This window comes from Lysinibacillus sp. FSL W7-1291, assembly GCF_038593415.1.
GTDB classification, from domain to species: Bacteria; Bacillota; Bacilli; order Bacillales_A; family Planococcaceae; genus Lysinibacillus; species Lysinibacillus fusiformis_D.
The window spans coordinates 1,793,356-1,816,055 of the sequence record NZ_CP151994.1; the positions used below are offsets into that span (position 1 = coordinate 1,793,356).

Here is a 22,700-nt window from a genome sequence, read left to right on the forward strand (position 1 = left end):
CTCGCCTCCTTTTGTTTAATTATATTAAACTTTTTATTGCGTGAAAAGGGGAAGTTGTGGTATATTTTGTTTAATATAATTAAACTTTTTTAATTTAGTTAAAAAACGGAGGGATTTATGGATGAATGAAGCGGATAAATTAAAGAAGGCGACCTACCATTTATGGACATTCACGGCAAGCAAAATGATTGCCATGCTAGGAGCGAATGTCATGGCGTTTGGCTTCAGCTTGTATATTTTAGCGATGACAGGATCGGCGATGAGCTTTGCAACGAATATGATTTGTTCTGTATTACCACGTGCACTTGTAGCCCCTTTAGCAGGCTATGTTGCGGATAACTTTTCGAAAAAACGAACGATTTTAATCGCACAGGCAGGGACTATTTTGACCGTAGGGGGTTTGCTGCTCTATACAGAAACAGTAGGAATGTCTGTTTATGCCATTTACATAGCTACTGTTTTTAATACGATTTGCTCAGCATTTTCTGGTGTAACGTTCTCATCTGCCATTGCAACGCTAGTCAATCCAGAGCGTTTACAGCGTGCGATGTCCTTTAATCAATTGTCGATGTCTGTGGCTGCGATTGGGGGACCAGTCATCGGTGGTATGATGTATGGATTTTTTAACATGGATGTATTTTTAATGGTCAATATGGTGGCCTATACGATTGCCTTTTGTTTAGAGGCTACGATGGATTTTAATCTTTATAGTACAAGAGGGGCAGATGTGATAAAAGAAAAGATGTGGGATGGACTGAAAAATGGGTTTCATTACATCAAGCAACGTACAGTTATTAAAACCATTATGTGGGTGGCATTATGGATTAATTTGTTCTTTTCTGCTATCGCTGTAGGGGGAACATACATTATTATTGAATTGCTAAAAGTAAAATCCATGCATTTTGGTTTTATTGAGGCTTCAGGAGCAGCGGGTATGCTTGTGGCATCCCTTTATTTCGCAACAAGACCAGAAGTGAAGGTGCCGTTACGCTTTTCGAAAATGAGCTTATTGCTATTGGCTGGAAGTGTTGCCTTAGCAATTATCCCATTACTCACAAGCTTTTCCTATATAGCCATCATCATCTTTTATTTAATCATCTACTTTATTTTCGCAATTTTCGAAATGGGCATTAATATGCCGATTGGGGTGTATATGCAAAAAATTATTTCAGAGGAGTATCGTGGGCGTGTCTTTGGCTTAATGGAGACAATGGCGATGTCCATGATGCCAATTGGTATGGTGGTCTATGGAATGTTATATGATACATTACCAGCAACTATTATTTTACCAGTAACAAGCATCATTATTATTATCCTTTCGCTAGCACTGCTACGTCCATCTATCTTGAAGGAAGCACATCCAGAGTATTATGAAAAAGAAAACTCAAGTGAAAACGTTCCAAATACAACAACATAGCTCGAGGAATTGAAAACCCAAACAATCAAAAACACTTCAGCGTTTTGTAGATCGTTTGGGTTTTTTGATGAAGCCATTTCAACGATCCTCAATAACCAAATAAGTAGCTTGAATAGGGCCATGTACACCAACGATGAGAATCATTTCAATATCTGCTGAGTTGCTGGGACCTGTTATAAAGTTAATGCAGGAAGGAATGTTGTCACCACGACGGATTTTTTCGCTAATCCAACGTGCCGCTTGTGTCATACGAGGGACAATCGTACTTTTTGGGATTAAAATAATCGATTTTTCTGGTAAAAAGCTAACGCTTCTCCCTCGATTCTTACTACTAAAAAGCACAGCAGTTCCTGATTCCGCCAAAGTCATTTCACTTATCGTAATGCCAATATTTGCTTTTTCTGCTTGCCTAATATTTTCCTCAGGTTGCTGTGCATTCCATTCATAGAGTTCGATATTGGCTTGTGGCCATTGTTCGGTCATTAGTGGAGATAGTCCATAATCTTTCCATCTTTCGTCCTTCCATGTAATGACGGACTGACCACCATAATGGTCAACAATAGCTTGTAAATCCTGGGGAAGTGTGGACGTACTAGATATTTTAATATCCGTATGAATGTTAGCACATTGCTTGATTAAAACCTCTACTAATTCATCCTGTGTCGCCTCCTTGAGCACACGATCTTGTGGCTGATACTGCCAAGTTGGGCGTGGAAGTTCTGTGTTAGGAGAACGTCCAAGCTGTTTAGCAATGTTAGCTAAAAAGCTCTCTCGGTGTTGAATCATACTTGTCATTCGTGCTTACCTCCTTTTGTACGCTGCTGCATCCAATCTCGGAAACTATCTTTATTTGGTGCTGGGAAATCCCTTGCTTCAGTCCAAGCCTTTAATGGGCCTGGCCCCTTTGAAATGGTATGGTCCTTCGTAAAAGGGGACATAGCTGGAGCAGCTATTTTTGTTGCCATTTTATAGAGAGTAGGGGAGGAAGCCCCTAAACCGAAAGCCTTCATTAAAAGCTTTTCAGACATGGGTGCTTTGCCTTCATTCTCTACAATAACTTGACGATGTCGATGAATCAGCTGATGTAAAGGAATTTTAACAGGGCATGCATCCGTGCAAGCACCACACAATGTAGAAGCGTATGGCAGTTCTTTAAAATCATCATAGCCTCCTAATAACGGAGACAGGACAACCCCAACAGGACCAGAATAGATAGAGCCATACGTATGCCCGCCAACATGTCGATAGACTGGACAAGCATTGACACAGGCAGCACAGCGAATGCATTGTAAAATAGGTTGAAATTCGCCACCTAAAATCGCAGAGCGCCCATTATCAACTATGACTAAATGGAATTCCTCAGGTCCATCCGTTTCGCCCTCGCCTTTAATCCCTGTTAGTGTGGTAATATAGCTTGTTAGCTTTTGACCAACCGCACTTCTAGTCAGTAAGCTAACAAGGACCTCCATATCTTCAAATGTAGGAACAATTCTTTCCATCCCCATGACTGTGATTTGCGTTTTCGGCAGCGCTGTTACTAAATCCGCGTTGCCCTCATTTGTGACGAGTGTAATCGAACCACTTTCTGCGATAGCAAAGTTGCAGCCTGTAATACCGATATCTGCGGTTAAATATTCCTGTCTTAATTTTTCCCGCACATAGAGAGCAAGCTCCTCAGGCTTCTCGGTTTGACGATAGCCTTGTTTTTCTTTAAAAACATCGCGAATTTGTTCCTTATTTTTATGCAAGGCTGGCGCCACAATATGGGATGGCGGCTCGTGATCTGCGACCTGCAAAATATATTCGCCTAAGTCTGTCTCAATCACTTCACAACCAAGCGCCTCTAAAGCCGTGTTTAAGTTAATTTCTTCTGTCACCATGGATTTTGACTTCACAATTTTTGTCGCATTCTTTTGTTTCGCAATACTTTGAATGTACGCTGTTGCTTCTTGTGCGGTTTGGGCAAATAAAACATGTCCACCTCTTTTAGCAACATTTTCACTTAATTGATAGAGGTAATAATCTAAATTAGCTAAAACATGCTTGCGAATTTCCTCACCATGCGAGCGCCATTCTTCCCAATGTCCCAATTCTCTTGTTTGTTGAAGGCGGCGTGTTTGGAAACGTTCTTGGGCACTCGAAACAGCATGACGCATAAATTGATTTTCCAGCTCTTTCGTTACACGTTGATGAAAGCGATCATCACTTGTTTTCATAGCCATTCTAATTTCCCCCTCTTAACGGCAGTTTAAGACTTCTGCAATATGCATCACTTTAATCGGCTTGCCTTGACGGTGAATGCGGCCACCAATATTCATTAAACAGCCAGCATCTGCCCCAATTAAAATATTTGCCCCTGTTTCTTCCACATTGTGTACTTTTTCATTGACCATTTCTCCAGAAATATTGCCCATTTTGACTGAGAATGTACCACCAAACCCACAGCATCGATCTTTGCCAGGGAGGTCCACATAGTGTAAGCCCTTGACATTTTTTAATAATTGAAAAGGTGCATCTGTTACACCAAGCAATCGTGTCATATGACAGGATGTGTGATAAGTAGCTTTGCCTTCTAAATGAGCTCCGACATCGTTTATCTTTAAAACGTTGACAATAAACTCTGTAAATTCATAGGTTTTATCTGCTAATGCTTGTGCCTTTGTTGCCCAGATCAGGTCTTCTTTAAAAACCTCAGGATATTCTTTTAACATATAAGCACAAGAACCTGAGGGGGAGACGACGTATTCAGCATGCTCAAAGGCTGTAATCATTTTTTTCATCGCATTTTTCGATTCCTTCACATAGCCGCTATTGTAGGCAGGCTGACCACAGCAAATTTGATCCTCTGGAAAATCAATCTCACAGCCAAGTCTCTCTAACACCTCAACAACGGCTTTCCCTACATCCCCTTGAAACAAATCCACTAGGCAAGTGGCAAATAGTGTGACTTTCATCTTTATCGCTCCTTTTAAAAAACAACTGGTCATCTGATGACTTGTCGATGATTTTATCATACAACAAATTTTACAGAGAATAAAACTATTTTTCATGAATTTTCGGAAAATAAAAAAACTACCTAGTGAGTGCTAGGCAGTTTACTATGATTGAGACTCAGTTGTTTCAAAATATTGTAAGAGCACTTTTTCAACATTGCTTAAATGAGACGCCATGGCATGTTTGGCTAGCTCCTCATTTTGTTGTTTAATTGCGAGGAAGATTTGCATATGTTCGTCATATAATTGTTCACTCGTTGTTTTCTGGGAGTACAACCATATTCGTCGCGTTTCTTTCATCGTGTCTATCATTAGGCCAGAAATTTGATCTAAGATTGTAGCGAGTAGAGGGTTTTGTGAGGCAGTGGAAATAGCTGCATGGAATTGATAATCTACTTTTTCACCGAGTTCACCATCCCCATGTGCTTGCTTCATGTTCTCTAAAATTTGTAACATCGCTTGTACATCCTGTTCTGAACGATGGATTGCTGCACTTGCTGCTGCTCCTACTTCAATTATTTTACGCACCTCTAATAAATGCGCAATATCCTGTTTATTTGTTAACATGGCAGTGGATAAAGGAAAATCAAGTTGCTTGGCTGGTACACTTTTGACAAAAGTTCCAGAGCCTTGCTTGATTTCAATTAACCCCATAGCTTTTAATGCAGAAAGCGCTTCTCGAACGGCGGATCGACTCACTTGTAATTGTTCGGCAAGCTGTTCTACAGAGTCCAGTCGATCGCCTGGTTTTAGGACACCAGCCCTGATTTTTTCATGCAGGATTTCGGATACTTCTTCATAAATCTTTTTTGGTTTAATTTTTCTTAATTTCAAGGGCTACACCTCTTTTTTTCGATCCATTGCACATCGGTTATCAATATTATACATGAAAAGTAGTCATATACTCATGGTTAACATGAACACTTTGTGGAGTAGGGGATACTTGTCGAAATGTAAGATAATAATATTGTTAATGTTACCTTATAATATGGTCATCTGATGACTTGGTGTTATGATGAATCTGTTCGTCTGAATAGTTTCTTACAATAATTATGAGGGTTTCACTACTAAAGCCTCTTTCAACAATAACGGCAAGCAATCGACAATGTCAAGGCTAGAGGAAAGGAGTGAGCGATAACCTCTATAATAGGGTAGAAGAATGGCGGATTATGTTGACAGAAAATCAAGAGGAGGGCATAATGCAGAAGGAGCTTGATGGAACTTCTTAAAAACCTCATTATTTTGCCATGAAACGTTCACAAACAGAAAGGACGCTTTTTAGCCTTTTTTTTGGTACGATGAATGCAGTAACTGTAAGGAGCGATTAAAAAATATGGGATCTGATATTAACGTATTTTTAGCTTTTGGTGCAGGGTTTTTAAGTTTTATTTCACCATGTACTCTTCCACTATATCCAGCATTTTTATCGTACATAACGGGTATGACACTAGATGAGCTAAAATCAGAAAAAGGCATGCTTCAAAAACGTGCCATTTTCCACACATTATTCTTTTTACTAGGATTTTCAATTATCTTTATCATTATTGGACTAAGCGCTTCATTTGCGGCAGAGTTTTTCCTAAATTATCAAACTTTATTACGACAGGTTGGCGCTATTTTAATTGTAGTATTCGGTTTAATGATTGTCGGATTATTGCAAGTAGACTTCTTAATGAAGGATCGAAAGTTCCAATTTAAAAATAGACCGTCTGGCTATTTTGGATCTGTCTTAATTGGTATTGCCTTTGCGGCAGGTTGGACACCATGTACGGGACCAATCCTTGCGTCTATTATTATGTTAGCTAGTACAAATCCTGGTGCGGGCTTTAGCTATATGCTTGCGTATTATTTAGGATTTGCGATTCCATTCTTCGTGCTATCTTTCTTTATTTCACGTATGACATGGATTCGTACACACAGCCAAAAAATTGTGAAAATCGGTGGTTATGTCATGATTGCCGTGGGGATTTTATTATTCTTTGACGGCTTAACGTATATTACCCGCGTTTTACAGCCTATTTTCGGTGGATTTACAGGCTTTTAATTTGTTAAACTAAAAGGCATACCGAACTTTAACGCGGAGGGAGATGAACATGTGCCTACAGTTTTAGTAGTGGATGATACGCTATTCATGCGTGTTGCAATCAGTAATATGTTTTCAGAATGGGGTTATGAGGTAGTCGGTAAAGCAGCAAATGGCAAAGAAGCTGTGGCGATGTATCGTGATTTACAACCAGATTTAGTCACAATGGATGTAACGATGCCCGTTATGACCGGTATTGCGGCAGTAAAAAAAATCGTCCCAGAATTTCCAAATGCAAAAATTATTATGGTGACAGCATTAGGTCAGCAAAAATTAATCGTAGAAGCGATTGAAAGCGGCGCCAAGGATTTTATCACAAAACCTTTCGAGCCAGAAAGATTAAAGGCTGTCGCCGATCAATTACTTGGTCAAAATTGCTAATTAGACATTAGAGGAGGATTTTTATGTTGAGCAGTATCCCTTCTCACTATTATGTTATAGGGTCAACTATCATGGCCATTCTTATGGGCGGCTTTGTGATGATCATACGAATGAGAGCTTCCAAAAAGCCGACAAATGAGAAGAAAATTATTATCCCGCCAATTGCCATGTCTTCTGGCGCACTCATGTTTTTATTTGAGCAATTCCGCGTGCCAGCCATGCAAATTTTAGAAGCAGCCGCGGTGGGCATGTTGTTCTCGACAATCTTAATTGCTACTTCAAAATTTGAAGTAAAGGGACGAGACATCTATTTAAAACGTTCCAAAGCCTTCGTTTTTATTTTATTCGGTCTGTTAATATTCCGAGTCGTAGCGAAAATGATTTTAAGTAATTCCATCGATGTCGGTGAATTAGCAGGTATGTTCTGGATACTAGCCTTCGCCATGCTATTACCTTGGCGAATCGCTATGCTGATCCAGTTTAAAAGAGTCAAAAAAACAATCCCACAACTACACTAGTGCAGAAGCTAGTGTAGTTTTTTTGTGCTTGAATAGCAAAAGTGTGGATAGAAGCTTAAAAGAAGAGGATAGAATTTTGAAGTGTGGATAGAAGCTCAGAAGTGGTGGATAAAACAGCAAAAGTAGCGGATAGAATGAGGAAAGCGAAGGATAGCTTTGCGAAAGAAGAGGATAGAACCTAGAGCGTGGATAGAAGCTCAGAAGTGGTGGATAAAATAGCAAAAGTAGCGGATAGAATGAGGAAAGTGAAGGATAGCTTTGCGAAAGAAGAGGATAGAACCTAGAGCGTGGATAGAAGCTCAGAAGTGGTGGATAAAACAGCAAAAGTAGCGGATAGAATGAGGAAAGCGAAGGATAGCTTTGCGAAAGAAGAGGATAGAACCTAGAGCGTGGATAGAAGCTCAAAAGCGAAGGATAGCCTTTCAAAAGCAGCGGATAGCCACGAACACCCACATTATAAATAAGAAAAAACGCTGCACATAGCTTCGTGCAGCGTTTTTTTAATCAAATAAATGTTCGTAGGGGGCGATGTCAATGTGCATTTGTTCTAATTTTTTGCGTAAAAATTTGTGATCGCGTTTTGGTGTGGCCTGGATATATCCACGAATAATAAGGTCATTATTGATGGCAGCAGCTTTTTCTTCTAATGCGAGCTCGCCAATTTTTCCTGCAATTTTTTCCTTTGCTACTTGTCTAAAGAGCTCAGGTACAGGGCTTACTAGCTCATAGAGTAAGTCTTTTTCAGCTTGTCCCCATAAGTGAATCGTTCTATCTAAATAATATTCTTGCCAATCTAAATCTGATTTTCCATCTTGTTTAGGGAGTGCCTTTAAAAATTTTCGGAACATGAAGAATCCGCCAATAGCCATCAATGAAATGAGGACGACAACCCAAAATAAAATAAACCATAAAAACCAACCTTGTAACAAATCGTTCACCTCTTTGCCTTCTCTCATTCTATTATAAGAGCTTCCGAAAAAAAATTCATCCTATAATGTCCCTTTTTTAGCAATTCGCCATTATATAGTGTGCAGAAGGGAGGTGAGACTCGATGGTAGACGTTCACTTTTTAAATGCAACACTGCGTCTTAAGTATGTGACGGGCTATGATGAACAAAATGAACCAATATTCATCACAAAATCATATCGAAATATTAGCCCCTCGCATAATGAGGGCGACTTAGTAGCGGTTGCACATGTCATTGCTAGTCTTTCATCACAGACATTGGCTAGTATTGTCAAGCAAGAAACAAACGAGTTATCTTAAGGAGGAATCAAACATGACACAAGTTTTAGAGTTACTCTTTGCAACGACTGATGGGAAAACGACAACACTTACAATTGATGCACCAAAGCCGCATATCACAGCGGCTGAAATACAGCAGGCTATGACATCGATCATAGGTAAAAATGTCTTTGCTGGACAGACTGGTGCTTTATCTTCCATCAAGGGTGCACGCATGGTAGATCGCCAAGTAACAGAATTTGATGTAGCAACAGAATAATTCAAAACTGGTCTTTGCAATGAAACCGCAAAGACCTGTTTTACTGTAGGAGAGAGGGGGAGACAAATGGAACCGTGGCTGAACATGATATCCGATATCGGTTTTCCGATTTTAGTGTCATTTTATTTATTGCACCGTGTGGAAGTAAAGCTCGATGCGATTCATGCGGCGCTCGTTTCGTTAAAATGAAATTTATTTCACAAAGATGTACGAAAGCTGTCACGTAGAAGTTCTTGTCAACGTTTACAACCTACGGTAGGATGAGGGTAGTGTAGGTTAGGGAGAGTGTTGACATGAAACGTAAGTTAATAGGGCTAGTTCTACTTTTAGCCTGTGCATCTGTGCTTGGCGCATGTGGAAATTCAAAATTTAAAGCAGACTACAGCCTCGAAATACCCGATTTTGAACATATTAATCAACGTGGTGAAACCGTTTCGCTCGAAAGTTTAAAAGGTAAGCCTTGGATCGGTATGTATATTTTCACGAACTGTATATCGATTTGCCCGCCGATGTCATTGAACATGGCACAAGTGCAGGAAAAGCTCCAGAAAAAAGGAGTAGAGGATTATCACATCGTTGCCTTTTCAGTAGATCCAGACGTTGATAAACCAGAAGTGTTAGCTAATTATATCAGTAAATACAATGTGCCAGATGAATCTAAGTGGAATCTTCTGACAGGCTATTCACAAAAATATATTGAACAGTTTGCAGTGAAAAATACAAAGATATTAGTGAAAAACGACCCTAACAGTGACCAAGTCATTCATGGCAATCAATTTTTCTTAGTGGACAAAGATGGTGTAATGGTCAAAATGTATAATGGCTTTGCTGAAAATATTGAAGATGTACCAATTGATACGATAGCTTCCGATATCGAAACATATATTGATGAAAATTTATAAAGAAGCAATAAACCGTCTCGAATTTTAGAGGCGGTTTTTTTATGTCATTTTAAGCTGGAAAAATAATCTTTTTCTGGTTGGGAATCGTTTATAGTGTGGAAGGAGGGAAATTACATGTCAAATAACGAAAAATTAGAGCAGCTAATGGCTATACACACGGAGCAAATGTTTCGAATTGCTTATTACTATACGAAGGATTTACAAATAGCCGAAGATATTGTGCAGGACGTATTTATTAAATTTTATCATCAAAAGGATTATGAAGAGAGAGGGGAGATGAAAGCATATCTTGCCCGCATGACAATCAATAAATGTAAGGATTACTTAAAAAGCTGGGCATACAGAAAAATTACAATGCAGCATAGATTTTTTACAAAGCAAAAAATGGTCTTACAGGACACACTGATTCGTCAAGATGAGCAAGCCTTACTAGATGAAGCGATTTTACGCTTACCAATCAAGCAACGCGAAGCAATCGTTTATTTTTATTTAGAGGAGATGACGATTAAAGAGATTGCGGAATTACTTACAATTCCTGAAGGTACTGTGAAATCTCGTTTAAAGAAGGGGAAGGAGCTATTAAAAATAGATTTGCAACATATTGAATGGGAGGTACTTTTCCATGGATAAGCATACAATGCAGGCGTTACAAGATGTTTCAGCACATAAAGAAGCAATCATACATAAGGTTCGCCAACAAATTCAGCAAGAGCCTTATCCGTCCAAACCAAAGTGGACGTATCGTGCAGTTACCATCATGATGACATGCTCTATTTTATTTTTCATTGCCTGGCAAGCAGCCAAACCGTCTAATCAACTGACGACACAGGTAATGAATGAAGAAGAAAAACCTCCTTTTACGGATTTGTTTCAAACAGAAGTGGAAGGAACAGATACAACATACAGTCAGTTTTTCCCGCTAGCCAATTTTTTAAGTCAGGCAAAAAATATCAAATATTATGCACCACTTCAGGGTTTCGTGGCTATGCAATCAGTAGCAACCTCACTGGGCAATGTCGTTCATCTTACTACACCGGAAGAGTTGCCATTTCAACCAAATATTCAGGAGGTCTATGCGGTATCATCCAAAATGGATGATGGCAGTCAACAAACGCAATTTCAATTTAGCTATAAAGAAAAATCCTCCACTGGCAGGGATCTACAATACATTAATTTCTCAGTGACAAATGTAGATCGTAATCCCTTATCAACATATATTAAATCGAAAGATATTGAGGAAACTTTAGGGATTAAAGTTTCAAATGTAGGTTTAAATTTTATGAATCCTTTATATTATCGGGAGATGACACCAGATCGAGGTTTTGTTTACATTTACTATAATTACGATGAAACAGATAAGCGGATCTTTCAAATGACTACAAATGCCAATGAATTTTATACGTACTATAACGGCTATGTCTATCATATTGGTTATCAATTAGATGGCGACCCACAAGAAGTCCAAGAAAAAATGGCGACCATTGTAAGAGCGTTTATTCTTGGCGATTAGTAAAGCACAGATGAGACAATCCCTTTGAACTATTATAGAATGATAGAAAAGAGGGGATGGGTACAATCATGACAATCGCACACACTTATTTACAAGTTGTTCAAAAAAGATTTAACAATGTGAAAGAGCAAGGGGATAAGGCGCTTGCCCAATTAGAAGAGGCACAGTTACATTGGGCGTATAATGAGGAATCCAATAGTATCGCAGTTATTGTGAAGCATGTTAGTGGCAATATGATTTCACGCTGGACAGATTTTTTAACGACGGATGGTGAGAAGTCTACGCGTAATCGAGATGATGAGTTTATGGATAGTCTTCACACGAAAGAGGCCATGCTCGTAGCTTGGGAAAAGGGTTGGCAAGTGTTTTTAGACGCCTTAGCGAGTTTAACAGAATCTGATTTGCAGCGATATGTCACAATTAGAGGAGAGCAGCTAGCAGTCATTGATGCCATTGAAAGACAGATGGCGCATTATGCACAGCATGTCGGTCAAATTATTTATATTGCGAAACAAGTTAAGGGCTCTGCTTGGCAAACGCTTAGTATTCCAAAAGGACAGTCACAGGCTTTTACAGAATCCATGCTAGATAAACAGCAACGTTAATAAAGAAAGATCGTAGCCAATAACATGTGCTACGATCTTTTTATGTTAAATATAGCTTGTACATGGCCGTTTCTGCATCAATAGCTTGGGCGAGTTCGAATGCTTCCTGCTGATTTCTTTGATTCGTGATGATCTCATAGAAAAAGCGAATAAGAAACATGAGATTCGCGTTACCTTCTATATAATCATCGGGTGCTAAATAGGAGTGACAGCCACTTTCTAAAAAGGCTGTCGCTAGCTGTTGCCAGCCTAATGTACAGCCAGCTGCTATCACCTTGACATCCTGTAGCTGACAATAGGATAGGACATCCTGTCGTTCAAAGTAGATACTTTTAGGTTCATTGTCTTCATATACATCTTCGCCTAACTCGGGTAAACAAAAGCGTCCCTCATTACCGTGGAAGTTTAAAATAAGATAGTCCATTTTGCTTGGTAGATCCTCTCCAGACAAGACATCAATCAAATCATTTGGTCTTCCGATTAAATGAATTGTCACCCGTGCATCAAAGGATTCTAGTGCCGCTCTGATGGCCATGGATTCGAAATCACAATCAGGTCCAATGACTAAATGTACGTATAATGCTGGTTTACTCATATTTGCTTCACCTCTATTATTAATATAGATGAAACTTATTGGGAGTGTAAACCGTATATTACAATAATTACTATATATAAAAGTCTGTAAAGGAGGCGTAGGGATGCACAAGGGAGGCCATATTTATACACTGTTACTAGGCATTATTCTTAGTATAAGTACACTTCTACTTTTCAGTTACAATGAAAGGCAGCGAGAGGAGCTAGTATCCCTGCATCATAGTGAATTTCAAACAATTCAAGAGGCTTGGTATTTGTCTGGAAGTGATAGCAAGGAGCAATATTTGTATCCATTAAAGCAAGTGTTCTACATCAACCGTTATGAGGTGAAAGACAAGGAACATCTCCAACAAGCATTACAGTCCCAAAAAAATCCGGTTAGTCGACCAGCTAATGCTACTACGGTAAGCGACTTATATATACGTCTTTATAATGGCAAGGAAATGGCCGTGAAGGTGATTAGCAAGGATGAACGATTATTCCTAATGGATCAGAAAACGATGCAGTATTATGAACTAAAGGCACAAGATATGGTGGATTATTTTCATTTGTTGAATGAAGAAAGTAGAATGCCGTTTCTATTATTTATTGTGTATACAATTATATTTTTCAGTCTAGCCTTTATGCTAGCAAAGAAACTTACAGGGGCTAAATCGATAGAAAAAGAAACGGCTCCTCCCATATATTTAAACAAAGCGAAGAGCAAGAGACCGTTAGCAGATTTTATTTTTCCAGCCGCCTTGCCATTCGTTATTACATTTTCTTTGCAGATCTATGGGGCTCAGCATAGCTTATTGTTACTAAGTGCCATTATGCTTACTTCAGGCATTCGAGAATATGTTGAAAAAAGAGGGCTTTTTCTTAAAATGGTTCTGTTACTCCCACTCTTTTGGGTTTACCTCTACGGTTTCCAAATGCTTTCTACCTATTTAAACTAGCGATATAGTGGATATTATTGTCAATAGATTGAGCGTGGAGTTCTTATTTTTGTTAAATTTTAGCGATAATTCATGAGGATGGATACATATTATATAGGTTAATAGGTTTAGGTAGGCTATACTCAATATGATTATAGTAGAATTGAGGGAATCATATGAGACTAACTGTGGAACGAAAACTACAAATTGCTTTTGGCATTGTACTCGTCTTCCTACTGCTTATTTCAGGTATTGCATTATACTACTTGAATCATAATAATCAGACTCTAGCAGAAATTGAAGACAAGACAGAATTTATTCATTTATATCAAGATATCTCGTTCCAAACAGTTCGAGCAAATGCAGCTATTCGTGGGTATATATTATATGGCAAGGAAGAAATGCTTAACAACCACCATGAAATCCGCGAGACCTTACATACGTCGATTAATCGTCTCCAAGAAAAAGGTGATAGCAATGAAGAGTTTGAGCAGTTTTTACAGCAACTAGCCGATTGGGAAAAGGCGATAGATGGGCAGATAGTGCCACTTTATCAACGAGGAGATCATCAACAAGCCCAACAGCAAGCATTGCCAATTTTAGGTGAAGGTTCTCTGAAGTTAGTTGTCTTTGGTAAGACGATGGCAACGGCTCAACAGGAAGAGATGCAAGCTCATATTGAAGCAACCAAGCAAGAAGGAGAAAGAAGCGGGGTAGAAATTACAATACTAGCCGTTATTTCTTTGATTGTTAGTATCATCATTGCCACAGTATTTGGAAGACGAATCGCTAAAAACATTCAGCAAACTGTAATAGAAATGGATAAATTCTCTGAAGGGAATTTGCACACGCATTTACAATTTAAAACCAAGGATGAATTCGCCCATTTAGCCGAATCCTTTAATAGTATGTCACAAAAGCTTCGACAGATGATGAAACAAGTAGGCAACTCCTCCGAACAAGTTGCAGCCACATCAGAACAACTGACAGCTAGTAGCATGGAGGTTACACAGGCGACAGAAGTGGTGACGGCATCTATTCACGATATTGCACAAGGAATTGACCAGCAGGACACTTTAACAAGCGATGTACGGAATTTATCAGCTCATATTTTAAAGAAAATGAATGAAATTTCTACAAGTATCCATAACGTGAATCATGCAACCGTCGAAACGAAAAATATGGCGAGTATAGGGCGTTCTTCTGTGCATGATGTGACGGAACAAATGAATGAAATTTCTGCCAATACAAGCGAGTTAAATACCCGTGTGCAAGATTTAGATGACAATACAGCGGCGATTGTAAAAGCCGTGAATGTCATTAAAAGTATTGCGACACAAACCAATTTACTGGCAATCAATGCCTCAATTGAAGCGGCAAGAAGCGGCGAACATGGCAAAGGCTTTGCGGTTGTTGCAGAGGAAGTACGTAAGCTAGCAGATGAGTCCAATCTTGCAGCAGGGGACATTGAAAAAGTAGTGGCACAAATTACCGATAGCACGAGAGTCATTGAAGAGGATATGGTCAATAGCAATGATTCGGTCCATGTAGGACGTGAAAAGGTCAATGTGGCAAGAGATAATTTTATACAGATTGATGATGCCATTAATGATGTACAAGCACAAACTGAGATAGTGACAACAGCCATTCGGACTATTCATCAGGATGTAGAAAAGTTAGTCAAAGAAATTGATTATATTAGTGAAGTCTCAATGAAATCGAGTCGCCATGTACAAAGTGTTGCAGCCTCTTCAGAAGAACAAAATGCAGCAATGGAGGAGGTAGCAGCTTCCTCTACACATCTAGCGAAAATGGCGATAGATTTGCAAGAGTCTATACAGTCATTTAAATACTAAGGAAACACTACCTCTGTATATTTACAGGGGTTTTCTAGTTGTCTGCAAAGCCTGAATAATAAGAAATTCAAAAATATGTTTGAAAAATAATATTTCATCCGATAAAAGCTTTGGGAGAAATGTGAAGCAGATAAAGAGAGGGAAATACTGTGGAAAATAGCTTGCTATTTTTTCACGACAAGAATCAAAAGGAGATTGATATATGAAGAAACTATTTAGCAGTTTTAAGGGCAAGCTTTATACTTTATTTGCGCTAGTATTACTAATTCCTGTCATTTCTGTTGGGAGTTTATCTTATTTATCTGCCAAAGACTCAATAGAAGAAGAAATATTATTTAGTGCCAATGAAAGTGTGGGCATTTTAAATAAGCTTATTGATAAAACCATTAGCGAAAAAATGGATGATATCAATGTATTTAGCAGTGAATTAGATGCAGGAAAATATCAGCAATCCCAAGCCTCTATTGAGACGAATTTGCATCAGTATGTAGAGCTAAATCCAGATGTGCTAAGTATTTATATTGGCATGAACGATGGCTCCTTTACACAAGAGCCAAAATTAAATGATGCAGACTATAATCCACTAGATCGAGATTGGTATAAAGAGGCAACAGCCCTCAAAGGAGAAACGTTAATCACAAATCCTTATAAAGATGCAGGAACTGGCGATATGGTTGTGACAGTTGCCAAACAGATTAAGGATCATACTGGGGTTGTGGCTATTGATATTAAACTGACAGACCTTCAAAAAATTGCAGATTCCATTCGAATCGGGAAAAATGGTTATCCTTCTATTTTTGGTGAAGAAAATATGGTTATCTCACATCCTACGCTTGAAGCTGGAGGAAAACTAAAAGAAAGCTTCCTCGATCAAATGTACGAAAATCCTTCTGGTACCTATAAATATGTCTTTGACGGTGATAACCGAATCCTGTTCTATACAACAAATGAACTGACTGATTGGAAAATCACAGGGACCATTTTTGCCAAAGAAATTGATGAATCGGCATCTAAAATTTTATACCATACGATTTTAGTGCTGATTGCGGCTATTGTTATTAGTACGATTGTCTTTTATTTTGTTATGAGGGCTGTGTTAAAGCCAATTAAAGCTTTAAAGGATAGTGCTGTGACGATCAGTAAAGGCGATTTGACAGAAACGGTGACAGTTACGTCGAAGGATGAGATTGGTCAATTAGGACAAGCCTTTAATGATATGCAAGAAAGCTTACGGACACTTATTCAAAAAATTGAGCAAAATGCAGAGGAAGTGGCTTCGTCAGCAGAGGAGCTAACAGCCAACGCGAATCAAACAAGCATTGCAACGGAAAAAGTGGCGATTTCTATTCAGGATGTTGCCTCAAGTGCTGATTCGCAAACGATCAGTGCCAATAAAAATGCAGAATCACTGCATGAGCTTTCAACAGCTATTTTGCATATTGCCGAAATATCCTCTGCTGTGACAGACCTTTCGCAGCATGCAACATCACAAGCAGATGAGGGTGGACAAGCTGTGCAGAATACGAAGGATCAAATGCAATCCATTCATTTATCTGTAGCAGATTCCAATGCGAAAATTCAAACCTTGCATGAACGATCTCAGCAAATTACGTCCATCTTAGATGTCATTACGAGCATTGCCGATCAAACGAACTTACTTGCATTAAATGCAGCTATTGAGGCGGCAAGAGCAGGTGAGCATGGGAAAGGCTTTGCCGTTGTGGCAGATGAGGTTCGCAAGCTAGCAGAACAATCACAAGAATCGGCCAAACAAATATTTGAGCTTATTCGAGGTATTCAGCAAGAGACGGAGCAATCTGTCAGTATTATGGCGAAGGTAACGGAGGATGTGCAAAGTGGTCTGCATATTTCGGATGAAGCCATTGCAAAATTCCAAGTCATTATGGCAAGCATGAATGAAATTACACCTAAAATGGAGGAAGTCTCTTCAGCCTCTGAGCAAATGTCAGCAGGCGTCCAAGAGGTGGCAGCCGTAACAGAAGATTTGGCATTCTCTGCAAAAGGCAATGCTTCTGCATCCGAGGATGTAGCGGCATCAACAGAGGAACAATTAGCCTCAATGGAAGAAATCAATGCCTCGGCACAAGCACTCGCACATATGGCGGATGAATTAAAGCAACTGATTAGTCAATTTAAATATTAAAGCACAAACGCCACTCCTATCAAAAGGAGTGGCGTTAGCTGTTTATCGATTTTCTTCCCAACAGTCTGTATTTTTTAAGGTTGGAATTGATTTTGCATAAAAGACAGGATTTTTACCAGCTTTACGTTGCTGTGTAAAGTCGTCTAATACAAGGAAGGCAATTTTACCGAGAATAATAATAATGGCTATATTGATGAGCGCCATTAGACCCATAAATAGGTCAGCTAAATTCCATACAAGCTGTACCTGAGCTACAGAGCCAAACATGACCATAGCTAACACTAATATACGATAGCTAAACATCCAACCTTTATGCGCATCCATAAACTCAATATTGGATTCACCATAATAATAGTTTCCAATGATCGAACTGAAGGCAAAGAAGATGATGGCGATAGCAATAAAGTAAGGAGCCCAGTCCCCAACTTGGACAGCTAAAGAATTTTGCGTCAAGATAATGCCGTCACTTTCGCCTTTATCATATAAGCCAGCTAAAATAATGATAAAGGCAGTCGCTGTACAAATCATGATCGTATCAAAAAAGACACCTAAGCTTTGTACTAGCCCTTGTTTGGCAGGGTGTGAGGTATTGGCAGTTGCCGCCGCATTAGGTACACTCCCCATACCAGCCTCGTTGGAAAATAAACCACGACGGACACCTTGCATAATAGCCGCCCCAATTGCACCACCAGCAGCTTCCTGTAGGCCAAATGCATGTGTGAAAATTAAGTTAAAAACATGCGGGATTTCCGAGAAATTTGTCACTACAACAAAAAGGGCTACAAGTAAATAGAAAATCGCCATGACAGGTACAAGAATTTGCGTCACCTTCACAATTCTATGAACACCGCCAAAAATAATTAAGGCTGTTAAGGCGACAAGTATTATCCCAATGATCGCTGGTTTGATATCAAATGCTTCTCCAACTGACGTGGCAATTGTATTGGACTGTACAGCATTAAAAATAAACCCAAAGCTAAATGTTAATAAAATACTAAAAATAATTCCTAGCTTTCGTTGACCTAACGCTTTTTCCATGTAGTAGGCAGGTCCACCCCGGAATGTATTACCATCCTTCACTTTATAAACCTGTGCTAAGGTACTTTCAATGAAGGCAGTAGCCATCCCTAAAATAGCGATGATCCACATCCAAAAAACAGCACCTGGCCCTCCTACACCAATGGCTAAGGCAACACCTGTAATATTCCCTGTGCCGACACGTGAAGCAGCACTAATAGTAAAAGCCTGGAACGGTGATACACCTGATTCGCCCTCTCTTTTTTCTACAATTAAACGAAACATTTCAGGAAACAGACGAATTTGTACAAACTTCGTACCAAATGAAAAATATAGTCCTGCTACGATCAGTAAAATAATTAGGATATATGTCCATAAAACATTATTTCCACTATTTACAATACTTGAAATCCATTCCATAAGTTGTCCTCCTTTCACAATACGCTTTAGTCTACACTGTTTTTTTATAATAAATCAACATTTCTAAAATAATGGAAATAATCGTAATATTTTGCGATTTTAAAATATTTAAATGGATAGAGTTGCTTTAAATACTATTTTTCTGTCATATTCGATAGGGAGATAAAGCGTTGAATTTGGAAAATTCTCTTATTTTATTGCGAGTTATGCGTATAATAATAGAAAAGGAGTGTGATATTGATGAAAACAATCGGCTTAATTGGTGGGATGAGCTGGGAATCCTCCGCTGCCTATTACAGGCTCATGAATGAGCAGGTCAAACAGCGACTAGGAGGCTTACATTCTGCCAAATGTATTTTATATAGTGTGGATTTCCAACAAATTGAGCATTTTCAAGCGAAAGGAGAGTGGGACAAGGCGGGGAATGTTCTGGCACAAGCAGCGCAATCACTTGAGCGTGCAGGTGCAGATTTCGTTATTATTTGTACGAATACGATGCATAAGGTCATTGATGTTATAGAGGCAGCGATTACCATCCCGATTTTACATATTGCGGATGCAACGGCTAGACAAATTAAAGAGGCAGGTCTACAGAAAATAGCCCTTCTTGGCACGAAGTATACGATGGAGCAGGCGTTTTATAAAGCAAGAGTGGAGGGCTTTGGTATTGAGGTTATTGTGCCAGACAGCCACGAACGAATGGAAGTAAATCGGATTATTTATGAAGAACTGTGTTTAGGTATCATTAAGCAAGACGCCAAATCGTACTATATCCAAGTTGTTGAGGAGCTTGTGCAAGCGGGGGCACAAGGAGTGATTTTAGGCTGTACGGAGATTGGTTTATTGATTCAGCAGGAGGATATTAGTGTGCCAGTGTTTGATACAGCAGCCATTCATGCACAAACTGCGGTGTCCATGGCGATTCAGGAGGAGTTGTAATATGCCAGGCAAGGTACGACAAATGGGCATCAAAATTGGCAAGTTACCAGTTGGACCAAAAAACTGTATGACCGATGTAGCGGGAGTTCAGGTGGGACATGTCACATTGGATGAGCCATTAGATCAGGACGGTGCTTATGCGTGTACAGGAGTCACAGCCATTTTACCGCATGGTGGTAATTTATTTCAGCAAAAGGTAACGGCGGCAAGCTATGTGTTAAATGGTTTCGGAAAAACAACGGGGCTTGTGCAAGTCAATGAGCTTGGTGTGATCGAATCACCTATTATGTTAACGAATACCTTTGGCGTGCCAGCCGTTACACAAGGAACATTAAGCTATATGTTGGACTTGAATGAAGATATTGGGCTCATAACAGGAACGATTAATCTTGTTGTAGGCGAATGTAATGATAGTTATTTAAATTCGATTCGAGCGTGTCCCGTGACACCAGAACATGCAATAGCAGCCATTCGTCAAGCCTCTACGGATATAGCACAGGAAGGAGCCGTTGGAGCAGGGAAAGGTATGATGTGTTTTGGCTATAAAGGGGGGATTGGTTCGTCTTCTCGCCTTGTTAAAGTTGAACAACAGGAAATTAGCTATACAGTAGGTTGTCTAGTTCTCAGTAATTTTGGTCAAAGCACTGAGTTTTTAGCCGAGCGTTACAACGCTTCCAATAGGCAAAGCCAATCAACATTATCTCCTAAGGATGGTTCAATACTTATTATTCTTGCAACGGATGCCCCGTTGAGTAGCCGCCAATTGCTGCGCGTCATTAAACGCTGTGGTATCGGTCTCGGTCGGACAGGTAGTCACTTTTCACATGGTAGTGGGGATGTAGTCATTGGTTTTACAACGGCACACAGTATTCCTCATACGACAGATCAGCTGATGGAAACAAGAACACAGATACGTGAGGATCATCCCGTCATGAATCAGTTGTTTGTCGCCGCAGCTGAAGCGACAGAGGAAGCGATACTTAATTCATTATCTCAGGCCCAGACTACAACGGGACGCAATGGCCATACAGTGGAAGCTTACGCTTTTCATAAGGCATAACGATTAAAGCTATTGAGACATCATCCATGTTTCGATAGCTTTTTTTGTACTTCGTTAGCATGAGCGAGCAATGTGATGAATAAAATCCTTAACTAGAGGACAAAAGTGATTTTTCGACAGTGTTTTGCTGGAATATGGATCATTATAAAAGAAAAACTATTATATTGTAATTATTCCTTTTTTATCTAGTCAATGCTAGAGAGATATGATAACATTCATTTTAAAAAACTGAATTATCTAAAAATTAAGGAGGTGTGCCAATATCATCAACCTATTTCAACCAATAGCGGCAGCTATAAATAGGAATCCACCTCTATCTCCGTTTGTTCGTGAAAACGGTGAGCCGCTTATCCAGGTCACAGCTACACATCCGAGACTATTCATGGAGCCTATCTACTATCAGCAACAGATTCCTGATAGTTTGCAAGTTATTTATGTGCGAGAAGGGGTCTATAAGCGTTTGCAGCAGGCGTTAACGTTATTACCACAGGAATATAGTCTCTTACTTTATGATGGGTATCGTCCGTTTCAAGTACAGCAATATTTGTTTACCCATTTTTCAAAGCAATTAGCACAACAAATGCCACAGGCAACACCACAGGAGCTTGTGCAGGCTACGAAAAAATATGTAGCTTTGCCAAGTGAAAAATTCGCCCATTTAGCCCCACATTTAACAGGTGGTGCAATTGATGTCACGCTGGCTGATGTCCACGGTAAAGCATTGGATCTTGGTACAGCTTTTGACGAAATGCATGAAAAATCTGCGACACGTTATTTTGAACAGCACTTGAAGGAAAATCCGCTAGCCTGTCAGCATCGGCGTCTGCTGTACAACTGCTTGTCACTTGCTGGATTCACGAATTATGCAGAGGAATGGTGGCATTACGATTATCACAATGTGGCATGGGCAAGACGTGTGCAAGCGCAGGTAGCCCATTATGGAGCAGTACACGCAACAATACAAAATCATAATGTAAAGGAGTTGCGATTTCTATGAAGGTTTATATTAGCGCAGATATTGAAGGGATTACAGGTACAACATCATGGAGTGAGACCGAGTTAAACGCACCGGACTATCTGTTTTTCCAAAGACAAATGACACGAGAAGTAGAAGCAGCCATTGAAGGAGCGATAGCAGGAGGCGCCACAGAAATTTTATTAAAGGATGCCCATGATTCTGCTCGCAATCTCGACATTTCCAATTTACCAATCAATTGTAAAGTCATCCGTGGCTGGACATATGATCCAATGTGTATGGTGGCAGGTCTCGATCAAAGCTTTGACCGTGCCATTTTTATTGGCTATCACAGTAAAGGAGGAAGTGAGCGCAACCCACTTGCCCATACACTTTGCACATATGCCGACGTCAAAATTAATGGTCATTATGCAAGCGAATTTTTAATCAATACGTATGCGGCGGCTTTACATGATGTTCCTGTATCCTTCGTTAGTGGGGATGTGGGGCTAACAGAGGAAATACAGGCCTTGAATGAACACATGATTACATTTGCCACAAAGGAAGGCATCGGAAATGCAACGATTAGTGTCAGCCCACAGCTAACCATTATGGAAACCAAACGTCTGGTAGAGTCTGCAATGAAAGTGCCACGTGCTGATTTGCAGGTAGCGTTACCAGAACGCTTTGTGGTGGAGATTATTTATCGAGACCATACACGAGCTTATCGCAATTCTTTCTATCCAAATGCCACATTCAAACCACATAATACCGTAGAGTTTATCACCGATGATTTTTATGAGGTGCTTCGTATTTTACAATTTTTAACATAATGCTACTGAGCTTGCTTTATCAATGAATGAT

The 22,700-nt window shown here is 39.5% G+C and carries 25 protein-coding genes; 18 read left to right on the forward strand and 7 right to left on the reverse strand.

The window, feature by feature from the left end; genetic code table 11:
- Positions 1 to 121: 121 nt before the first annotated feature.
- Positions 122 to 1,417 (forward strand): MFS transporter, encoded by a 1,296-nt coding sequence (locus tag NST76_RS08555; protein WP_330493829.1) that lies wholly within the window; start codon positions 122 to 124, stop codon positions 1,415 to 1,417.
- Positions 1,418 to 1,495: 78 nt separating this feature from the next.
- Here NST76_RS08555 and NST76_RS08560 read toward each other — a convergent pair whose 3' ends face one another.
- The 4 genes from NST76_RS08560 to NST76_RS08575 all read right to left on the reverse strand — a co-directional run bounded on the left by NST76_RS08560 (position 1,496) and on the right by NST76_RS08575 (position 5,244).
- Positions 1,496 to 2,212: a lactate utilization protein C gene (locus tag NST76_RS08560; protein ID WP_342544976.1), complete on the reverse strand. Its 717-nt coding sequence runs from the start codon at positions 2,210 to 2,212 to the stop codon at positions 1,496 to 1,498.
- The gene (locus NST76_RS08565; RefSeq protein WP_342544979.1) at positions 2,209 to 3,639 is read right to left on the reverse strand and encodes a LutB/LldF family L-lactate oxidation iron-sulfur protein; all 1,431 of its coding nucleotides are present in this window, start codon (positions 3,637 to 3,639) and stop codon (positions 2,209 to 2,211) included. Before NST76_RS08565 ends, NST76_RS08560 begins: the two co-directional genes overlap by 4 nt.
- 15 nt (positions 3,640 to 3,654) lie before the next feature.
- The gene (locus NST76_RS08570; RefSeq protein WP_089932483.1) at positions 3,655 to 4,371 is read right to left on the reverse strand and encodes a (Fe-S)-binding protein; all 717 of its coding nucleotides are present in this window, start codon (positions 4,369 to 4,371) and stop codon (positions 3,655 to 3,657) included.
- Between the two features lie 144 nt (positions 4,372 to 4,515).
- Complete coding sequence (locus NST76_RS08575) at positions 4,516 to 5,244, reverse strand: FadR/GntR family transcriptional regulator (RefSeq protein WP_036129236.1); 729 nt, start codon at positions 5,242 to 5,244, stop codon at positions 4,516 to 4,518.
- Positions 5,245 to 5,743: 499 nt separating this feature from the next.
- On the opposite strand from NST76_RS08575, the gene NST76_RS08580 reads away from it, so the two are divergent.
- Genes NST76_RS08580 through NST76_RS08590 form a run of 3 tightly spaced genes read left to right on the forward strand, consistent with a single transcriptional unit; the run spans position 5,744 to position 7,392 of the window.
- The gene (locus tag NST76_RS08580; RefSeq protein ID WP_058844721.1) at positions 5,744 to 6,454 is read left to right on the forward strand and encodes a cytochrome c biogenesis protein CcdA; all 711 of its coding nucleotides are present in this window, start codon (positions 5,744 to 5,746) and stop codon (positions 6,452 to 6,454) included.
- Between the two features lie 51 nt (positions 6,455 to 6,505).
- Positions 6,506 to 6,874, forward strand: a complete 369-nt coding sequence (locus NST76_RS08585; RefSeq protein WP_036129242.1) for a response regulator — start codon at positions 6,506 to 6,508, stop codon at positions 6,872 to 6,874.
- 23 nt (positions 6,875 to 6,897) lie between these two features.
- The gene (locus NST76_RS08590) at positions 6,898 to 7,392 is read left to right on the forward strand and encodes a cytochrome c biogenesis protein CcdC (protein ID WP_141903053.1); all 495 of its coding nucleotides are present in this window, start codon (positions 6,898 to 6,900) and stop codon (positions 7,390 to 7,392) included.
- Between the two features lie 500 nt (positions 7,393 to 7,892).
- Here NST76_RS08590 and NST76_RS08595 read toward each other — a convergent pair whose 3' ends face one another.
- Positions 7,893 to 8,321 (reverse strand): DUF2621 domain-containing protein, encoded by a 429-nt coding sequence (locus tag NST76_RS08595; protein WP_141903346.1) that lies wholly within the window; start codon positions 8,319 to 8,321, stop codon positions 7,893 to 7,895.
- 122 nt (positions 8,322 to 8,443) lie between these two features.
- On the opposite strand from NST76_RS08595, the gene NST76_RS08600 reads away from it, so the two are divergent.
- The 7 genes from NST76_RS08600 (at position 8,444) to NST76_RS08630 (ending at position 11,914) form a co-directional block, all read left to right on the forward strand.
- Entirely contained in the window at positions 8,444 to 8,659 is a 216-nt protein-coding gene (locus NST76_RS08600) for a DUF1659 domain-containing protein (protein WP_058844042.1), read from the forward strand.
- 13 nt (positions 8,660 to 8,672) lie between these two features.
- A complete protein-coding gene (locus tag NST76_RS08605; protein ID WP_141903056.1) occupies positions 8,673 to 8,897 on the forward strand; it encodes a DUF2922 domain-containing protein in 225 nt (74 codons plus the stop codon).
- A 66-nt stretch (positions 8,898 to 8,963) separates the two neighbouring features.
- Entirely contained in the window at positions 8,964 to 9,086 is a 123-nt protein-coding gene (locus tag NST76_RS08610; RefSeq protein ID WP_080717186.1) for a YvrJ family protein, read from the forward strand.
- A 104-nt stretch (positions 9,087 to 9,190) separates the two neighbouring features.
- Positions 9,191 to 9,799, forward strand: a complete 609-nt coding sequence (locus NST76_RS08615; protein ID WP_036129262.1) for an SCO family protein — start codon at positions 9,191 to 9,193, stop codon at positions 9,797 to 9,799.
- A 114-nt stretch (positions 9,800 to 9,913) separates the two neighbouring features.
- Complete coding sequence (locus NST76_RS08620; RefSeq protein ID WP_342544981.1) at positions 9,914 to 10,429, forward strand: sigma-70 family RNA polymerase sigma factor; 516 nt, start codon at positions 9,914 to 9,916, stop codon at positions 10,427 to 10,429.
- Positions 10,422 to 11,309: a hypothetical protein gene (locus NST76_RS08625; RefSeq protein WP_342544982.1), complete on the forward strand. Its 888-nt coding sequence runs from the start codon at positions 10,422 to 10,424 to the stop codon at positions 11,307 to 11,309. The genes NST76_RS08620 and NST76_RS08625 overlap by 8 nt, the downstream gene beginning before the upstream one ends.
- A gap of 68 nt (positions 11,310 to 11,377) precedes the next feature.
- Complete coding sequence (locus NST76_RS08630; protein WP_036129271.1) at positions 11,378 to 11,914, forward strand: DUF1572 family protein; 537 nt, start codon at positions 11,378 to 11,380, stop codon at positions 11,912 to 11,914.
- Positions 11,915 to 11,954: 40 nt separating this feature from the next.
- On the opposite strand, the gene NST76_RS08635 is transcribed toward NST76_RS08630, so the two are convergent.
- Positions 11,955 to 12,509 carry a hypothetical protein gene (locus NST76_RS08635; RefSeq protein WP_058844044.1) on the reverse strand — a complete coding sequence of 185 codons (555 nt, stop codon included), beginning with the start codon at positions 12,507 to 12,509 and terminating at the stop codon, positions 11,955 to 11,957.
- 103 nt (positions 12,510 to 12,612) lie between these two features.
- Between NST76_RS08635 and NST76_RS08640 the strand changes: the two genes are divergently transcribed.
- From NST76_RS08640 to NST76_RS08650, 3 genes are all read left to right on the forward strand, one after another.
- Positions 12,613 to 13,446, forward strand: coding sequence for a hypothetical protein (locus tag NST76_RS08640; protein WP_249646023.1), 834 nt, complete (start codon positions 12,613 to 12,615; stop codon positions 13,444 to 13,446).
- Positions 13,447 to 13,601: 155 nt separating this feature from the next.
- Positions 13,602 to 15,281, forward strand: a complete 1,680-nt coding sequence (locus NST76_RS08645; protein ID WP_058844046.1) for a methyl-accepting chemotaxis protein — start codon at positions 13,602 to 13,604, stop codon at positions 15,279 to 15,281.
- A 202-nt stretch (positions 15,282 to 15,483) separates the two neighbouring features.
- The gene (locus NST76_RS08650; RefSeq protein ID WP_342544983.1) at positions 15,484 to 17,445 is read left to right on the forward strand and encodes a methyl-accepting chemotaxis protein; all 1,962 of its coding nucleotides are present in this window, start codon (positions 15,484 to 15,486) and stop codon (positions 17,443 to 17,445) included.
- A gap of 42 nt (positions 17,446 to 17,487) precedes the next feature.
- On the opposite strand, the gene NST76_RS08655 is transcribed toward NST76_RS08650, so the two are convergent.
- The gene (locus NST76_RS08655; RefSeq protein WP_271912976.1) at positions 17,488 to 18,882 is read right to left on the reverse strand and encodes an alanine/glycine:cation symporter family protein; all 1,395 of its coding nucleotides are present in this window, start codon (positions 18,880 to 18,882) and stop codon (positions 17,488 to 17,490) included.
- Between the two features lie 240 nt (positions 18,883 to 19,122).
- Here NST76_RS08655 and NST76_RS08660 point away from each other — a divergent pair, with 240 nt between their 5' ends.
- The 4 genes from NST76_RS08660 (at position 19,123) to NST76_RS08675 (ending at position 22,669) form a co-directional block, all read left to right on the forward strand.
- Positions 19,123 to 19,821, forward strand: a complete 699-nt coding sequence (locus tag NST76_RS08660) for an aspartate/glutamate racemase family protein (protein WP_342544986.1) — start codon at positions 19,123 to 19,125, stop codon at positions 19,819 to 19,821.
- 1 nt (position 19,822) lies between these two features.
- Complete coding sequence (locus NST76_RS08665; protein ID WP_342544988.1) at positions 19,823 to 20,881, forward strand: P1 family peptidase; 1,059 nt, start codon at positions 19,823 to 19,825, stop codon at positions 20,879 to 20,881.
- Positions 20,882 to 21,263: 382 nt separating this feature from the next.
- A complete protein-coding gene (locus tag NST76_RS08670; RefSeq protein ID WP_340808789.1) occupies positions 21,264 to 21,878 on the forward strand; it encodes a M15 family metallopeptidase in 615 nt (204 codons plus the stop codon).
- Positions 21,875 to 22,669 (forward strand): M55 family metallopeptidase, encoded by a 795-nt coding sequence (locus NST76_RS08675; RefSeq protein ID WP_058844953.1) that lies wholly within the window; start codon positions 21,875 to 21,877, stop codon positions 22,667 to 22,669. Before NST76_RS08670 ends, NST76_RS08675 begins: the two co-directional genes overlap by 4 nt.
- The last annotated feature ends 31 nt before the right edge of the window (positions 22,670 to 22,700 follow it).

Bases quoted from the DNA above. Each gene is read 5' to 3' on its own strand.
- NST76_RS08555 (WP_330493829.1), top strand. From the start codon at position 122: ATGAATGAAGCGGATAAATTAAAGAAGGCGACCTACCATTTATGGACA.
- NST76_RS08560 (WP_342544976.1), bottom strand. From the start codon at position 2,212: ATGACAAGTATGATTCAACACCGAGAGAGCTTTTTAGCTAACATTGCT.
- NST76_RS08565 (WP_342544979.1), bottom strand. From the start codon at position 3,639: ATGGCTATGAAAACAAGTGATGATCGCTTTCATCAACGTGTAACGAAA.
- NST76_RS08570 (WP_089932483.1), bottom strand. From the start codon at position 4,371: ATGAAAGTCACACTATTTGCCACTTGCCTAGTGGATTTGTTTCAAGGG.
- NST76_RS08580 (WP_058844721.1), top strand. From the start codon at position 5,744: ATGGGATCTGATATTAACGTATTTTTAGCTTTTGGTGCAGGGTTTTTA.
- NST76_RS08590 (WP_141903053.1), top strand. From the start codon at position 6,898: ATGTTGAGCAGTATCCCTTCTCACTATTATGTTATAGGGTCAACTATC.
- NST76_RS08600 (WP_058844042.1), top strand. From the start codon at position 8,444: ATGGTAGACGTTCACTTTTTAAATGCAACACTGCGTCTTAAGTATGTG.
- NST76_RS08605 (WP_141903056.1), top strand. From the start codon at position 8,673: ATGACACAAGTTTTAGAGTTACTCTTTGCAACGACTGATGGGAAAACG.
- NST76_RS08610 (WP_080717186.1), top strand. From the start codon at position 8,964: ATGGAACCGTGGCTGAACATGATATCCGATATCGGTTTTCCGATTTTA.
- NST76_RS08615 (WP_036129262.1), top strand. From the start codon at position 9,191: ATGAAACGTAAGTTAATAGGGCTAGTTCTACTTTTAGCCTGTGCATCT.
- NST76_RS08620 (WP_342544981.1), top strand. From the start codon at position 9,914: ATGTCAAATAACGAAAAATTAGAGCAGCTAATGGCTATACACACGGAG.
- NST76_RS08625 (WP_342544982.1), top strand. From the start codon at position 10,422: ATGGATAAGCATACAATGCAGGCGTTACAAGATGTTTCAGCACATAAA.
- NST76_RS08630 (WP_036129271.1), top strand. From the start codon at position 11,378: ATGACAATCGCACACACTTATTTACAAGTTGTTCAAAAAAGATTTAAC.
- NST76_RS08635 (WP_058844044.1), bottom strand. From the start codon at position 12,509: ATGAGTAAACCAGCATTATACGTACATTTAGTCATTGGACCTGATTGT.
- NST76_RS08640 (WP_249646023.1), top strand. From the start codon at position 12,613: ATGCACAAGGGAGGCCATATTTATACACTGTTACTAGGCATTATTCTT.
- NST76_RS08645 (WP_058844046.1), top strand. From the start codon at position 13,602: ATGAGACTAACTGTGGAACGAAAACTACAAATTGCTTTTGGCATTGTA.
- NST76_RS08650 (WP_342544983.1), top strand. From the start codon at position 15,484: ATGAAGAAACTATTTAGCAGTTTTAAGGGCAAGCTTTATACTTTATTT.
- NST76_RS08655 (WP_271912976.1), bottom strand. From the start codon at position 18,882: ATGGAATGGATTTCAAGTATTGTAAATAGTGGAAATAATGTTTTATGG.
- NST76_RS08660 (WP_342544986.1), top strand. From the start codon at position 19,123: ATGAAAACAATCGGCTTAATTGGTGGGATGAGCTGGGAATCCTCCGCT.
- NST76_RS08665 (WP_342544988.1), top strand. From the start codon at position 19,823: ATGCCAGGCAAGGTACGACAAATGGGCATCAAAATTGGCAAGTTACCA.
- NST76_RS08670 (WP_340808789.1), top strand. From the start codon at position 21,264: ATGGAGCCTATCTACTATCAGCAACAGATTCCTGATAGTTTGCAAGTT.
- NST76_RS08675 (WP_058844953.1), top strand. From the start codon at position 21,875: ATGAAGGTTTATATTAGCGCAGATATTGAAGGGATTACAGGTACAACA.